Here is a 14,330-nt window from a genome sequence, read left to right as displayed (position 1 = left end):
ATCGCTGAAAGCATTAAAAATCGTGGTGCGAAACTTCACAAAGCATTCGCACCACGATTTTTATATCTGCACATAAATTACGGATTAATCGAAACAATGTAAACAATAATCCGTGATTATCAATCGCAAGTATTGGAATTACTCGTGCTTTTCGCTCCACTCCTCATCGGTGGGAGTGTCATCGTACCATTCGCGGCCTTCCTGCTCGGCCAATTCCATCTGCTCGTTGATCCACGCCGCCTCCGCAGGATTGATATCGGCGGTGTCAAGCACCTTCTGCCATACCGGATACAGCAGATGCATCACCGGATATAGCGCGGTGAGCAGAATCTCCGGCTTATGTTTGCGCGAATGCTGTGGATGCGCGTCGAACGTGTTCTTGAAACGACGCATGTAATTGTTGAACGACGTGAGCGACGTGTCCATACGGCGGGCGCTGATGCCTGCGATCATACGCGGGCAGTACACGGTTTTCAGATCCTTGCCCAGCAGATGCAGCGAAATATCGATATCCTCATGCATCACATCGGCCTTGTCTCGGCACACTTCGTCAGAAATTTCGCGCCAAGCTGAAGCGCGGACCGCCATATTCGAGCCAAACAGCAACGGCTGGCCGCCATCGGCCTTGTAAATACGCTTGCGTGTGGAATTATCCCCACGCAAACCAAAATGGCGGCTCGGCAGATCGTAATACATCACCGGACCAGTGGCACCCATGGCCTCCGGGTCCTCAGTGAAAATGCCGGACACCACTTCGACCCAATCCGGGCGAATCATGCAATCGGCGTCGAAACGGCCCAGAATGTCGCCGGTGGCGTGGTTCAAACCATAATCGCGCGTCGGAATCAGCCCCTGCTCCTCATCCTGATGCAGCAGACGGACGGGTGCTTCCGGGTGGTCTTTGATGAACTGCTCCACCATGGCCACCGTCGAATCGGTGGAACGATTGTCGACAACGATCACTTCATGGGGCATCACGGTCTGCCTAGTGGCATTCAACAGGCAATCGTTGATACGCTCCTCTTCATTCCAAGCGGGGATGACAATTGAAACGTTCAGCATAACTACCACAATAGCTCAGCCTGTACACGACGCCTATCGCTACAATAGGGAGCCATGAGCGACAGCGAACAGCGAATGAACAATACGCAGAGCGAAAACGGTGCGAACACCAGCGAACAGCGATGGGACCTCGGCACCCTGTTTCCAGCCAAAGGAGATCCCCGAAAGCCACCGGAATGGCTGGGGCGTGCGCTGCTATACATCGCCATAGCCATTGTGGGGTTTACTTTCTGCTGGCGCAGCTGGGGCAAAATCGAATACCTGGTGATCGACATCATCGTCTCGCTGTTCATCGCGCTCGCGGTGGAGCCGGTGGTGGTGCCGCTGGTCAAGCATGGCTGGAAACGTTCGTTCGCGTCGCTGTTCTCGCTGCTGATGCTGGCCGTGATGCTCGGCGTGCTGTTCACACTGTTCGGCAACCTGTTCGTGCAGCAGATGATCGCCTTGGTGAACGGTCTGCCCGACCTGTATGAGCAGATGTGCCAGTTCGCCAGTCAATACGCGAATTTCCAGCTTCCTGAGATCAATAATCTCGGCAATGAGATTCTGAAGAACATTCAAACGTCGTGGGTCACTGATTTCGCGGGTACCGCGCTGAATACGGTGTCGGGATTGTTTTCGTTCCTGATTAACCTCATGACGATAATCATGACCACGTATTACATTTCAGCGGCTGGTCCGAAACTGCGTCGTGCCGCATGCCAGTGGATGGCTCCGGCGGCTCAGCGGCGATTCCTGTTCGTATGGACGGTGAGCCAGAGCCAGATCTCGTCGTTCCTGTTCTCCCGCGCCATTCTCGCGTTGCTGAACGCGTTCTTCACAGGAATCTGTCTGATGCTGCTGCACGTGCCCTATTGGCTACCGTTGGCGCTGTTCTGCGGTGTGGTTTCGCAGTTCATTCCTATGTTGGGTACGTATATCGGCGGCGCGTTGCCAGTGCTGTTCGCATGGGGTAGCTGCGGATTGTGGCAGGCCGTGGCGGTGCTGGTGTTTATCTGCGTGTATCAGCAGATCGAGAATCTGATTTTCGCGCCGAAGATCTCCCAGCGCACCATGGATGTGAACGATGCCGTGGCGTTCCTCGCGGTGCTGGCGTTCACTTCGCTGTTCGGCGCGTTGGGCGCGTTCCTCGCATTGCCGGTGGTCGCGTCCGTACAGACGATCTTCCGCACCTATACAAAGCGGTACGAGCTGGTCGATTCCCCGCTGATGGACGATCCGGTGCCTGAAAAGAAGTCGAAGCTGGTGGAAGGTGCCGAAGTACTCAGCGAGCATCTGCACAATATGCCTCGCGCGGTGCAGGGATCCAGTGCGCATGTGCCGATTCCCGACGAAGTGCGGCAGTTGCAGGAGCAGGCGTACAATATCACCCGTTCCGAGGAATCGCTGGAATCGGACGAAACCGTCGCCATTCCGAAGCACGTGTTGGACAAAACGGAACGCAAGCCATTGCAGGGTCTTGAGAGTGAAAACACATCTCAGGAATCCAACGAAAATCCGGAATCCGGCAATGAACGGAAGAACGGCGAGTCGCGGGAAGCTGAAGGAAGTACGAAAAACGCGGATGACAATCCAAGAAGTAGGTGGCGTTAATGGTACTGCTGAGCGTACTTGACATTCTGCTGGTCATCGTCGGTGGCGCAGGGGTGGTCTATCAGGCGGTGTGCATTCTCATCTCCCTGTTCACCAAGCCGATCAAATTTCCCGACGCGCCGATGGACAAGCGTTACGCGGTGCTGATTTCCGCACGAAACGAGGCGAACGTCATCGGCAACCTCATTACCTGCATCCAAACGCAGACCTACCCGACCGAACTGGTCGACATTTGGCTTGTCGCCGACAATTGCACCGACAATACCGCCGAAGTGGCGCGCAATATGGGCTGCCATGTGATCGAACGCTTCAACAAGGAGCTTGTGGGCAAAGGCTACGCGCTGACGTATCTGCTCGATCAGATGAACGATTCCGGTGCATCCGACCCGTACGATGCGTTCTTCGTGTTCGACGCCGACAACAAGCTCGACAAGCATTACGTCGAAGAGATGAACAAGGCGTTCCAGTCGGGATTCAAGATTCTCACCAGCTACCGCAATTCCGTGAATTTGTCTGACAATTGGGTCTCTTCCGGTTCTGCATTGTGGTTCATCCGTGAATCTCGATTCCTGTCGGCCTCGCGCATGTGGCTCGGCAACAGCTGTCATGTAGGGGGTACTGGCTTCATGTTCTCGCAGGAGATCATGCGTCGCAATAATGGTTGGAAATTCCACCTTTTGACCGAGGATTTGGAATTCACCATGGATTCCTTGCTGCACGGCGACCGCATCGGCTACTGCGGTACCGCGATTCTGTATGACGAGCAGCCTGTCACCTTCGCGCAGAGCTGGCGTCAGCGTTTGCGTTGGAGCAAGGGCTTCCTGCAAGTGTTCCGTTATTACGGGCCGGCTTTGGTCAAACGCGCCATCAGGGAACGCGATTTTTCCGCCGTTGATTTCACGCTGCTGTTGTGTCCGTTCACGGTGATCGGTATTGCGCGCGTTCTGCTGGGACTGTTGTTCGCGACCTGCGGATTCGTGACATGGCAGAGCCAGTTGAGCTCGTTGACCGGTTGGACGTCCGGCATTGTGACGTCGGTGATCGGCATGATGGCGTTGGCCGCGTTGACGATTATTGTGGAACGCGATCAGATTGGCGCCACCAACAAGGAGCTGTTCGCGTATGTGCTGAGCTTCCCGATCTACATGTTCAGTTATGTGCCGATCTCGTTCCAGGCGATGTTCGCCAAGTCCGAATGGAAGCCGATCGAGCATAAGGGATGACGTTCGTTCGCTGGCTTGCGCGTTCCTGCCTTTTCGTTTTCATTTCGATTTCCTCTTATGACTGGAGTGTTGTTGTTCCATGGATGATTCGGCTGAATACCGGCATGTGAAACGCCGTCGATACATCACGGTGGCGCTTTCCGTGTCGCTCACCACAGTGTTGTGCGTCGGCTATGTCGTGGCCGACATTTTCGACAAGTTGCCGGGTGTTCTCACATTGCAGGAAGTCGAGCATGCCACAGCCAAAACGCCGGGCAATGCCATTGCGGCCGCGACGATGGTCGGAGGGCTTGACGCTTCGAAAACCGTGGATGCCGTTGCGGCAAAGGCTCTGATCAGCCAGTTTGAGACGGCTGCCTCCGATTTTGGCGGTGAATACGCCATCGCCATCGCCGACGCGGCTGGCAATGTGGTGGCCGAGCAGAATCTCGACACGCCGTATACGCCGGCGTCCACCATGAAAACGCTGACGGCGTATGCGGCTGCGGCCACGCTCGACATGGGGTCGACGTTGGAGACGCAGACCTATTTGGAGCAGCGCGAAGATGGCACTTCGCGATTGGTGCTCAAAGGCAACGGCGACATGCTGCTCGGCGTCGGCGAATCTGATTCGGCGCACATCAATGGGCGTGCCGGGCTGGGAACGCTTGCGGCAAACACGGCCCAAGCGTTGCGGCAGCGGGGCATCACTTCCGTGACGCTCGTCTACGATGATTCCCTGTTCGGCAACGACCGTTGGCCCAACGGCATCGCCGAACTCGATCCGGACCACGTGTACTACGCGCCGACCGCATCCATGGCCGTGGATGGCGGGCGAAACTGGAACGGTGCTAATCCTACGGATCCCGATACGTTCAGCACATATCCCGTTTTGAGCACGCAGCCGGCTCGCGAGGCCGCGCTGGTGTTCGCGCAACGCCTGACTGAGCGGGGCATTGCGGTGAACGGTTCCGTGGAACAGGGAGCCGTTCCCGACGGGACCAGCCCCATTGCGACGGTGAGCTCCGCATCGCTGAACGAGATCATGGCGTTCATGCTTCGGCATTCCGACAATTCGCTGGCCGAGGAATTCGGCAGACTGCTGGCTTTGCACCTTAACGCCGGCAATTCACCGGCCGGAGCGGTGCAGTCGGTTGAACAGGTACTGGCTCAGCGGGGGATTTCCACCGAAGGCCTCACCATGGTTAACTGCTCGGGACTGGCTGAGGATTCCAAACTCACCGCGCATACCCTGCTTGACGTGCAGCAGCGTAATCTGACGAGCGGGTCCGGTTCCGCCGCCGCTGAGGGGCTGTCGATTGTAGGATTTGTGGGCACTGCTGCGAATCGTTTGAACGATGCTGACGAAGCTGGTCTTATCCGTGCCAAAACCGGCAGTTTGGGAGATGTGACTTCCATGACCGGCAATGTGTCGCGCCATAATGGCGGTGCGTTGAGTTTTGCCGTGATCGTCAACGATCCTGATGATTCCGAAGCCGCGAAATCAGCTATCGACACATTTGTGGCAGCACTACCGAAGTTGTGACGCCATGGTGTATTCGTCACGTTTGCGCAAGGGAATCGGCGAGCTGCGCGCCGCGTTGGAATCGGCCGGTTTGGGATTGCAGGATGCCCGTTTCGCCCGTCATGGCGAGCACGCGCCCGATGTGGACGCTCCGCTGATTATGGTGTCCTGTTCCGGTGGGCGCGATTCGATGGCGTTGGCTGCGGTTGCTGCGAAAACGTGCGCTTCATTGGGATTGCGATGCGGGGCGATTATCATCGACCACCAGTTGCAGCAAGGCTCTGCCGGTGTTGCGCGGGCAACCGCCGATCGTTGCGTTGCGTTGGGTCTTGACCCAGTTCGCGTTCGTGCGATTGACGTACCCGACTCCCGTGGCATCGGTGTTGAGGCAGCGGCGCGTGAAGCACGCTATCATGCGATTGTCGACGCATGCTCCGACGCTTCGGCCGTGCTTCTGGCTCATACGAAAAACGATCAGGCGGAAACCGTGATCATCGGTTTGTTGCGTTCCGCGGGCCTCGATGCGGTTTGCGGTATGAACGGTTCCTTCATACGAGACGGGGTGCGTTTTCTACGCCCATGGCTGAATGTGACCCGCGAAGAAACCACCGGCATCTGCGAGGATCTGCGGCTTGCCTGGTGGGACGATCCCACAAATGGGCCGGATGTGGGAGATTCGGGTGGAAATGAGCCTCTTTCCGCGAACTATCCGCTGCGATCCCGAATCCGGCACGATCTCATGCCATATCTTGAATCATTCGCGGGAAGCGACGTCGTGTCGAAACTTGCGCTTGGAGCGAGGCTTGCCGAAGACGATCGCGCATATCTTGACGATGTGGCGCAACGCGTGTGCGAGCAAGGCGTAACCGTGAACAACGGCGAGATAATCATCGACGTGCGTGCGTTGCAATCGCAAGACATTGCCATCAGAAGACGGGTGATTGTGCGCTCGCTTGCGGAAGCAGGCATTTCGTGCATGGCACGGCAGGTTGAAGGGATCGACAGGCTGATCTGCGACTGGCACGGCCAGAAAGGTGTGAATCTTCCCAGCGGATATTCAGCATATCGCCAGAAACACGTCATTCGCGTGTGCCAAGATGGTGGGCATGCGAATCGCTGACGTACAAGAAGATATTGATCACGAGCTGATCAGTAAAGAAGAGATTGCCGACATCATCAACCATGCTGCAGCCCAGGCCAGTGAAGACTACCGTGGCAAGAACCCGCTGCTGGTTTGCGTGCTCAAGGGTGCGGTGAACACGCTTGCGGCGTTCTCGCAGGCCATGAGCATCCACGCGGAGATGGATTTCATGAGCTTGTCGAGCTACGGTTCCGGCACTCAATCGAGCGGCAAGATCACCGTGCGGCAGGATCTGTCGACCGATGTTCACGGTCGTCACGTGCTTATTGTGGAAGACATCATCGATTCGGGCGTCACGTTGGCGTGGCTCGTCGATGAGCTCAAAAGCCGTGGTGCCGCTTCCGTGGAGATTTTTGCGCTGTTGGAAAAGCCGGCGCGCCGTAAGGTGGATGTTCCTGTGAAATATAAGGGACGTGAGATTCCCGATGAATTCGTGGTCGGTTTCGGCTTGGATTATGACGAGCGATACCGCAATCTTGATTCGATCGCGGTGCTGAAGCCGGAAGTGTATGAAGGAGGTCAGGCATGAGTTTTCCTGGTCCGGGCCAGTCGCCGAATAACAACGGCGGCGGCAATAACCCGTTCACCAATCCGTTTGGACGCAATAATAACGCCGGCAATGGCAACGATTCCAACGGCAAGGGTGACAAGTCCAACGGCAACGGATCCAATGGCGGTCCGCGTCCGTTCTGGCAGTCCCCATGGCTGTGGGTTGTGGTTGTGGCATTGCTTGCCGTGACCATGTTCCAGATTTTCGCCGGAACCGGTTCCCAGACCATCGACACCAAGGACGGTCTGCAGATTCTCAACGGCAACAATGTTGAATACGCACAGATCGTAGACAACACCCAGCAGGTCAAGCTCAAGCTTAAGAGCGACTACTCCGCTACAGACCCTGATACCGGGCGTATGAAGAACTACGGCAAAAACGTGCAGTTCTACTACACGTACGCGCAGTCCGCAACCGTGGTCAAGGCCGTACAGAAGGCTGATCCGGTCAAGGGCTGGACGGCGACCATGCAGCAGAGCAGCATTTGGACGTATCTGCTGACCTCGCTGCTGCCGTTCCTCATTATCTTTGGTCTGTTCTGGTTCATGATGAGCCGTATGGGCGGTGCTGGCGGCATGTTCGGTATGGGCGGCAAGAAGAACAGCGGCAAGCTGCTCGAAGGCCAGACCCCGACCACCAAGTTCGCCGACGTGGCCGGCGAAGAGGCTGCCGTGCAGGAAGTCGAGGAAATCAAGGACTTCCTGAAGGATCCGTCTCGTTACAAGGCTTTGGGTGCCCGCATTCCGCGTGGCGTATTGCTCTACGGCCCTCCAGGTACCGGTAAGACGTTGCTGGCACGAGCCATCGCAGGCGAAGCCGGTGTGCCTTTCTACTCCATGGCAGGCTCCGACTTCGTGGAAATGTTCGTGGGTCTTGGCGCCTCCCGTGTGCGCGATCTGTTCGATGAGGCCAAGAAGAACGCTCCGGCCATCATCTTCATCGATGAGATCGATGCCGTCGGTCGTAAGCGTGGCGGTTCCGGTATGAGCGGCGGCCACGACGAACGTGAGCAGACGCTGAACCAGCTGCTCGTTGAGATGGACGGCTTCAATAACGACACCAATCTGATCATCATCGCCGCGACCAACCGCCCCGACGTGCTTGATCCGGCACTGCTTCGCCCGGGCCGTTTCGACCGTCAGGTAGCCGTCGAAGCGCCTGATTTGGAAGGCCGCGAGGCTATTTTGAAGGTGCATGCCAAGGGCAAGCCGTTCGTGCCTGATGTCGATCTGCGTATGATCGCCGTGCGTACGCCGGGCTTTACCGGCGCTGATCTGGCCAATGTGTTGAACGAAGCCGCATTGTTGTGCGCCCGCGCCGGTGCGCAGCTGATCGACAACCGCGCCATCGACGAGGCCATCGACCGCGTGCAGGCGGGCCCGAAGCGCCGTTCCAAGGGCATGGCGCTCGACGAACTGCGCAACACCGCATACCACGAGGGTGGTCACGCGCTGGTGGCGGCTGCCATGAACGATACCGATCCGGTCACCAAGGTCACCATTCTGCCGCGTGGCCGCGCACTTGGCTACACCGCGGTGATGCCGACTGAAGATCGCTATTCCATGTCTCGCAACCAGCTGCTCGACCAGATGGCGTACGCCATGGGTGGTCGCACCGCGGAGGAAGTCGTGTTCCACGATCCGACCACCGGCGCTTCCAACGACATCGAAAAGGCGACGAACATCGCACGTCAGATGGTGCTCGACTACGGCTTCTCCGACAAGCTGGGTGCCATCAAGTGGTCCGATGACGAACAGAGCGACCTTGGATCGCTGAACCACAAGTATTCCGCACGCACCGCCGAAATCATCGACGAGGAAGTGCTCAAACTGGTGGAAACCGCGCATACCGAAGCGTGGAACGTCATCAACGAGAATCGTGAGATTCTTGACGAGCTCGTACGTCAGCTGCTCGTCAAGGAAACACTCAACGAAAAGGAACTTGCGGAAATCTTCGCTAATGTCAAGAAGGCGCCGAAGCGTGAAGTGTGGCTGAGCGACAGCAAGCGCCCGGATTCCGACATTCCGCCGGTTCCGATTCCCGAATCCCTGAAGAAAAGCGCAGGATTGACCAACTGATGAGCGATACCGAAGCATTCGATACCCTCTTCGACGACAAGGCCCGTGCCGCCCATGCGGCCGGGCCTGTCGGCTATGACGAGGAAGGCGTGCGCCAGGCAGTACGCCTGTTTCTGAAATCCATTGGCGAAGACCCGGACCGTGAAGGCCTGCTCGACACCCCCGACCGTATTGGGCGTGCCTGCAAGGAGCTGTTCGCAGGCCTTGGACACGGCCCCGAGGAAGTGCTCAAAACCAAGTTCAAAGTCGATACCGACGAAATGGTGCTGGTACGCGATATTGAACTCTTCTCGGTATGCGAACACCACCTGCTGCCGTTCCATGGCGTGGCCCACGTCGGCTATATTCCGTCGAACGGCCAAGTGGCGGGCTTAAGCAAGCTTGCACGACTGGTGGAACTGTATGCCCGACGTCCGCAAGTGCAGGAGCGCCTCACCCAACAGGTGGCCGACGCGTTGATGGAAGGTATCGAAGCACGTGGCGTGATCGTAGTCACCGAATGCGATCACATGTGCATGGCCATGCGTGGCGTAAAGAAGGCGCAATCGCGTACGGTTACATCGGCGGTGCGCGGCTGCATGCGAGACGCGACGACGCGAGCCGAAGCCATGAGCCTGATCCTGTCGCAGCATGCGTGATCGGCGCGACTGCAGCAAGTCGAATCGTAAATACCAATAACCGGATATAGGAGGGGAAACCGGATGACCATTGATATGAAATCGATTCATGATAGTGACCGTACGCTGGTGATGGGCGTGCTCAACATTACGGAGGATTCGTTCTCCGATGGTGGGCTGTGGCTCGATCCTGCGAATGCGAAAGCGCACGGCGAAGCGATGATGAAAGATGGGGCTGACATCATCGATATCGGTGCCGAATCCACTCGCCCCGGAGCCAAACGTGTCAGTGAGGAAGACGAGCAAAACCGCGTGCTAGGTACTGTGGATGCGCTGATTCCGGAAGGCGCGGTGCTGTCCATCGACACTACGCGCGCATCGGTGGCTCGCATGGCGTTGGAGCATGGTGCGCAGATCATCAACGACGTGTCCGGCGGTCAGCTGGACCGCGAAGTGCCCCATGTGGTGGCCGAACACGCGGAAAGCCTTTACATTGTGCAGCATTGGCGCGGTTGGCTTGCCGGCTCCGCAGGCGACGTGCCTGACGCTGATACGTCCGTGTACGCCAATGGCGTGGTGAACGACGTGTATGACGAACTCATGAAGCAGGTCGACGACGTGCTTCAGGCAGGCGTCTCGCCGTCACAGATCATCATCGATCCGGGTCTTGGATTCTCCAAACCGAGCATTGAACACAACTTCCCGCTTATGGTGGCATTGGAACGGTTTAACTCCACTGGCTATCCGGTGCTGATCGGAGCCTCGCGCAAACGATTCGTTGGCGCGGCGCTTGCCGATGCCGGTATCGACGAGCCAAGCATGGGCAGCAAAGACAATGCGACCGCCGCCATCAGCGCCTTGTGCGCCGAACATGGCGTGTGGGCCGTGCGCGTGCATGACGTGGCAAAAAGCCGCGATGCGGTGGCCATCGGCAACGCGTGGCGTGCTTTCGCCAACGTCTGATACGCGCGGTGGGTGCATACGTTCGTATGCTCTTGACTGCGTAGGCACGGCAACGCCTCACATCACTAAAACCTTGAGATATGCAAAGAAAGGCTGGCATGGATCAGATTCGATTGACTGGCGTTCGCGCGGTCGGCAAACACGGTGTGCTTGATTTCGAACATGAGCGTGCGCAGACGTTCGTCGTCGACGCCACGCTGTTTCTGGATCTTGCGCCAGCCGGGCATTCCGACGATCTGCACGACACCGTCGATTACGGTGCCATCGCCAAAGGAATAGTCGCCATTATCGAAGGCGATCATGTCGATCTCATCGAAAAACTGGCCGATCGCATTGCCAGCATGATTCTTGAATATCCTGCCGTGGCGCGAACGCAAGTGACCGTGCACAAGCCGAGTGCGCCAATCGTCGTACCATTCGACGATGTGAGCGTAACCGTGGAACGTTCTCGTGAAACAACTTCGGCTGCATCGCAAGTGCATCATGCCATCATTGCCATGGGTGGCAATCAGGGCGATGTAGTGGCCACCTTGCGTGACGCGGTGCGTTCGATCGACGGACTGGCGTCCACTCAGGTTACGGGCATTTCGCCGCTGTACCGTACCGATGCGTGGGGCATGCCCGATGGTACCCCCGACTTTTACAATGCGGTTGTTTCCGTGACCACCAAGCTATCGGCAATGGAGCTGTTGCGAGGATTGCAGCGCATCGAAGCCGAACATGGTCGAGTGCGTACCGACCATTGGACTTCGCGCACACTTGATCTGGACATCATCGATTTTGACGGTCAGAGCAGCGACGATCCGGACCTGACGCTGCCTCACCCCCGTGCATGGCAGCGTGCGTTCGTGCTGGGGCCGTGGCTGGCGCTCGAACCCGATGCCGAACTGCCGGGCGATCATGCCGGTTCCGTGGCTCAACTCCTCCATGAATCGACCGATCGCGACCATATCGACGAAATCGCAGATGATTGGATGGTGGAAAGCCCGACCGGCTACGGTACCGACGACCTTGCCTGCGATGCCAATAATGCGGGCGATGCGGATGATATGGGCGAAGCGTATGATGCGATCGATTCCAGCGATTTGCCGGAAGGAACCGCCGCAGCCAAAGTGGCCGCACTCGCTTCTGCACAGCTAGAACCCGCATCGAAACGTGCGGTGATCTCACTGGACAGCCCAGCAACCGATGCCGAACAGCAGTTCCGCATGGCCATCGTCACATTGGACGGCATTCCCGGCAACCAAGTCGAGGGCATCTCACCCCTCTACCATGTGAGCCAACTCGACGGACTCCCCGACAAAATGGCCGCGGTAATCCAGATTTCCACGCGCATGGGCGCCCATGATCTGATCGAAGCATTAAGCAATGTGGAAGCCTCCGTCGGCGAAGACTTCGATCTCGACCTGATCGACATGGAAGGCGTGACATGCGATGAGCCTGACTGCAAGGTGCCGTGGCCCACCGCACGCAACCATGCCGCAGTGCTTGCGCCATGGCTCGACATGGATCCCGATGCGCGACTGGGCAAGGATCCGGTATCATTCCTGCTGGCCATGGCCCCCGATACCGCGCAAGTGGGACTGCTGACCGACAATTGGATCATCGGAGGTACGCTATGAAAGCGCGCAGAACCCCTTGGTGGTGCTATGTTCTCGCTGCCGCATTAGGATTGCTGGCCGGTATGGGATTGGCGAAATATGGCGAGATTTCAGGTTTGCCATTGGTCGGCGCTCCATGGATCGTGCCCGTGGTGTTGGCGATTCTGGGATTCGTCGTGCTGTATATGGCATTGCAGATCCACAAATACACCACCACGGATCCCGAAAAACGCGCGCAGCTGAAACCTTTGGACCCGCAGAAGGCGTTCGCCACACTGGTGTCATGCAAAGCGTTGGGCGTGGCAGGAGCGGCGTTGGCCGGCTGGTATGGTGGACAGCTCATCATGAGCCTGCCACATGGTGAGGCGACGTTCTACAGTCAGGCCATCCTCGAATGCGCGATCGCGGCAATCGTATGCATCGCTGACATGATCATCGGCATTGTGGGGGAGTGGTTGTGTCAAATCCCACCAATCGACGGTCCGGAAAGCCCGAAAATGAAAACGGCCACGCAACGAAACCGTTACGCGGCCGCGGCAACCAAATCGGCAGCCCAAACGAAAGCCTGATTGTCCTTACTTCTTCAAATCCTCCTCAGGAACACGGATCATCGCCTCCTGAGTCATGCAGGCAACAAGCTCGCCATCCTGCGTGTATACCTTCGCCTGCCCCAAGCCACGGCCGTGAGCCGCGGTAGGCGTATCCTGCACATACAAATGCCACTGATTGATGTCGATATCGCGATACCACCACATCGAATGATCGATCGAAGCGAACGAAATGCCAGGCGTGGCAATACTTAACCCGGCACGACGCAACACCGGCTCCAGCATCACCTGATCGCAACCCATAGCCAACATCGCACGATGCATGACCTGCGGAACGTCAACCGTGCCGTCGGCCTTCATCCACACCAGCTGCTTGCCGGAATCGTTACTGGCGCTCTTCTTATCGGCACCCAGCATGATCGTGCGCGTCACATGACGAATGTCGAACGGCGACTTTTCCGCATAGTATTTGGCATACGAAGACTTTTCGGCAAACGGCTCCATCAGCTGCTTCGCACTGGTCAACGTTTCCGGCTCCGGCACGCCTTCCGGCATGGGATCGGCGAACTCAATGCCATCCTGACCCTGCTCCTGGAAGCTGGCGATGGCCGTCAGAATCGAACCCTGAGCCTGCGTGACATTCACGCGACGAGCGGAAAACGAGCGGCCATCACGCAGATTCTCCACATCAAACAGCAAATCCTGACGAATATCGCCGGCGGAAATGAAATAGCCATGAATCGAATTCGGCAGACGAGATGGCGGAACCGTTTTGGATGCGGCCATCATGGCCTGCGCGATCACCTGACCGCCGTACACGCGGCCAGTGGGGAAATACAGGCTTTCGCCATTCACATATGTGTGGCTGCGGTACGTGGAAGGCGTGCCCAGCTGAAGCACCTTCGCCAACCGTTGTAACGGAGTTATTGCTGTCTGCGCTGTCTGTGTCATAACGGGCCTCGATTCTTTGAGTCGCATACGATAAACGCTTCGTTCTGGAAACGAGTCTACGCAAGGGCGGTAAATTTCGCCGGATTGTTTTGTAACGAATGCGTGAGAAGCGTGAACGGCAGGTAATCGTCAAACGATTCACATACGGCAAAGCGCCGCACTTCGTAACGAAGCACGGCGCTTTGCTGAAATTTGCGAGTAACGTTCGCAATTATGGTCTTGCTTCGCAAGGCTCATTGTTGCCTTCGTTCGGCTGTCGCCTCACTCAGGCCAAGCCTACAGACAGTCCACAGGACTGTCTGCTTAACGGCTAGCCTGTGGCCCTGCAATTATGGTCTTGCTTCGCAAGGCTCATTGTTGCCTTCGTTCGGCTGTCGCCTCACTCAGGCCAAGCCTACAGACAGTCCACAGGACTGTCTGCTTAACGGCTAGCCTGTGGCCCTGCAATTATGGTCTTGCTTCGCAAGGCTCATTGTTGCCTTCGTTCGGCTGTCGCCTC

General features: G+C 57.3%; 12 protein-coding genes. 10 read left to right on the top strand and 2 right to left on the bottom strand.

Translation table 11 applies throughout. The features are described 5' to 3' along the window. Positions 1 to 138: 138 nt before the first annotated feature. The gene (locus tag KSY55_RS00410) at positions 139 to 1,062 is read right to left on the bottom strand and encodes a glycosyltransferase family 2 protein (RefSeq protein ID WP_034880524.1); all 924 of its coding nucleotides are present in this window, start codon (positions 1,060 to 1,062) and stop codon (positions 139 to 141) included. 54 nt (positions 1,063 to 1,116) lie between these two features. On the opposite strand from KSY55_RS00410, the gene KSY55_RS00405 reads away from it, so the two are divergent. The 10 genes from KSY55_RS00405 (at position 1,117) to KSY55_RS00360 (ending at position 12,901) form a co-directional block, all read left to right on the top strand. Further along, positions 1,117 to 2,655, top strand: a complete 1,539-nt coding sequence (locus KSY55_RS00405; RefSeq protein ID WP_004219863.1) for an AI-2E family transporter — start codon at positions 1,117 to 1,119, stop codon at positions 2,653 to 2,655. Beyond that, the gene (locus tag KSY55_RS00400) at positions 2,655 to 3,878 is read left to right on the top strand and encodes a glycosyltransferase family 2 protein (protein ID WP_034880526.1); all 1,224 of its coding nucleotides are present in this window, start codon (positions 2,655 to 2,657) and stop codon (positions 3,876 to 3,878) included. Before KSY55_RS00405 ends, KSY55_RS00400 begins: the two co-directional genes overlap by 1 nt. Before the next feature lie 79 nt (positions 3,879 to 3,957). Continuing rightward, positions 3,958 to 5,403: a D-alanyl-D-alanine carboxypeptidase/D-alanyl-D-alanine-endopeptidase gene (locus tag KSY55_RS00395; RefSeq protein ID WP_055063054.1), complete on the top strand. Its 1,446-nt coding sequence runs from the start codon at positions 3,958 to 3,960 to the stop codon at positions 5,401 to 5,403. Positions 5,404 to 5,407: 4 nt separating this feature from the next. After that, positions 5,408 to 6,502, top strand: a complete 1,095-nt coding sequence (tilS, locus tag KSY55_RS00390) for a tRNA lysidine(34) synthetase TilS (RefSeq protein WP_217749413.1) — start codon at positions 5,408 to 5,410, stop codon at positions 6,500 to 6,502. Further along, complete coding sequence (gene hpt, locus KSY55_RS00385; protein ID WP_217749412.1) at positions 6,489 to 7,052, top strand: hypoxanthine phosphoribosyltransferase; 564 nt, start codon at positions 6,489 to 6,491, stop codon at positions 7,050 to 7,052. Before tilS ends, hpt begins: the two co-directional genes overlap by 14 nt. Further along, positions 7,049 to 9,151, top strand: a complete 2,103-nt coding sequence (gene ftsH / locus KSY55_RS00380) for an ATP-dependent zinc metalloprotease FtsH (protein ID WP_022245397.1) — start codon at positions 7,049 to 7,051, stop codon at positions 9,149 to 9,151. The genes hpt and ftsH overlap by 4 nt, the downstream gene beginning before the upstream one ends. Further along, positions 9,151 to 9,789: a GTP cyclohydrolase I FolE gene (gene folE, locus KSY55_RS00375; protein ID WP_022245396.1), complete on the top strand. Its 639-nt coding sequence runs from the start codon at positions 9,151 to 9,153 to the stop codon at positions 9,787 to 9,789. Before ftsH ends, folE begins: the two co-directional genes overlap by 1 nt. 63 nt (positions 9,790 to 9,852) lie before the next feature. Then, positions 9,853 to 10,731 carry a dihydropteroate synthase gene (gene folP, locus KSY55_RS00370; RefSeq protein WP_217749411.1) on the top strand — a complete coding sequence of 293 codons (879 nt, stop codon included), beginning with the start codon at positions 9,853 to 9,855 and terminating at the stop codon, positions 10,729 to 10,731. 98 nt (positions 10,732 to 10,829) lie between these two features. Further along, on the top strand, positions 10,830 to 12,353 hold the full coding sequence (folK, locus tag KSY55_RS00365; RefSeq protein ID WP_181989846.1) for a 2-amino-4-hydroxy-6-hydroxymethyldihydropteridine diphosphokinase: 1,524 nt from the start codon (positions 10,830 to 10,832) through the stop codon (positions 12,351 to 12,353). Next, the gene (locus KSY55_RS00360; protein ID WP_080789760.1) at positions 12,350 to 12,901 is read left to right on the top strand and encodes a DUF3180 domain-containing protein; all 552 of its coding nucleotides are present in this window, start codon (positions 12,350 to 12,352) and stop codon (positions 12,899 to 12,901) included. Before folK ends, KSY55_RS00360 begins: the two co-directional genes overlap by 4 nt. 6 nt (positions 12,902 to 12,907) lie before the next feature. On the opposite strand, the gene KSY55_RS00355 is transcribed toward KSY55_RS00360, so the two are convergent. Further along, entirely contained in the window at positions 12,908 to 13,831 is a 924-nt protein-coding gene (locus tag KSY55_RS00355; protein WP_034880540.1) for an acyl-CoA thioesterase II, read from the bottom strand. Positions 13,832 to 14,330: the final 499 nt, after the last annotated feature.

The organism is Bifidobacterium sp. MSK.13.1, assembly GCF_019131435.1.
Classification (GTDB): domain Bacteria; phylum Actinomycetota; class Actinomycetes; order Actinomycetales; family Bifidobacteriaceae; genus Bifidobacterium; species Bifidobacterium pseudocatenulatum.
The sequence above is the reverse complement of the archived record's forward strand: the minus strand, read 5'-3'. Positions and strand labels throughout refer to the sequence as shown.

Coding starts and splice junctions, on each gene's coding strand:
- KSY55_RS00400 (WP_034880526.1), top strand. CDS start 2,655: ATGGTACTGCTGAGCGTACTTGACATTCTGCTGGTCATCGTCGGTGGC.
- KSY55_RS00410 (WP_034880524.1), bottom strand. CDS start 1,062: ATGCTGAACGTTTCAATTGTCATCCCCGCTTGGAATGAAGAGGAGCGT.
- KSY55_RS00355 (WP_034880540.1), bottom strand. CDS start 13,831: ATGACACAGACAGCGCAGACAGCAATAACTCCGTTACAACGGTTGGCG.
- KSY55_RS00405 (WP_004219863.1), top strand. CDS start 1,117: ATGAGCGACAGCGAACAGCGAATGAACAATACGCAGAGCGAAAACGGT.
- KSY55_RS00360 (WP_080789760.1), top strand. CDS start 12,350: ATGAAAGCGCGCAGAACCCCTTGGTGGTGCTATGTTCTCGCTGCCGCA.
- folE (WP_022245396.1), top strand. CDS start 9,151: ATGAGCGATACCGAAGCATTCGATACCCTCTTCGACGACAAGGCCCGT.
- KSY55_RS00395 (WP_055063054.1), top strand. CDS start 3,958: ATGGATGATTCGGCTGAATACCGGCATGTGAAACGCCGTCGATACATC.
- folP (WP_217749411.1), top strand. CDS start 9,853: ATGACCATTGATATGAAATCGATTCATGATAGTGACCGTACGCTGGTG.
- tilS (WP_217749413.1), top strand. CDS start 5,408: ATGGTGTATTCGTCACGTTTGCGCAAGGGAATCGGCGAGCTGCGCGCC.
- ftsH (WP_022245397.1), top strand. CDS start 7,049: ATGAGTTTTCCTGGTCCGGGCCAGTCGCCGAATAACAACGGCGGCGGC.
- folK (WP_181989846.1), top strand. CDS start 10,830: ATGGATCAGATTCGATTGACTGGCGTTCGCGCGGTCGGCAAACACGGT.
- hpt (WP_217749412.1), top strand. CDS start 6,489: ATGCGAATCGCTGACGTACAAGAAGATATTGATCACGAGCTGATCAGT.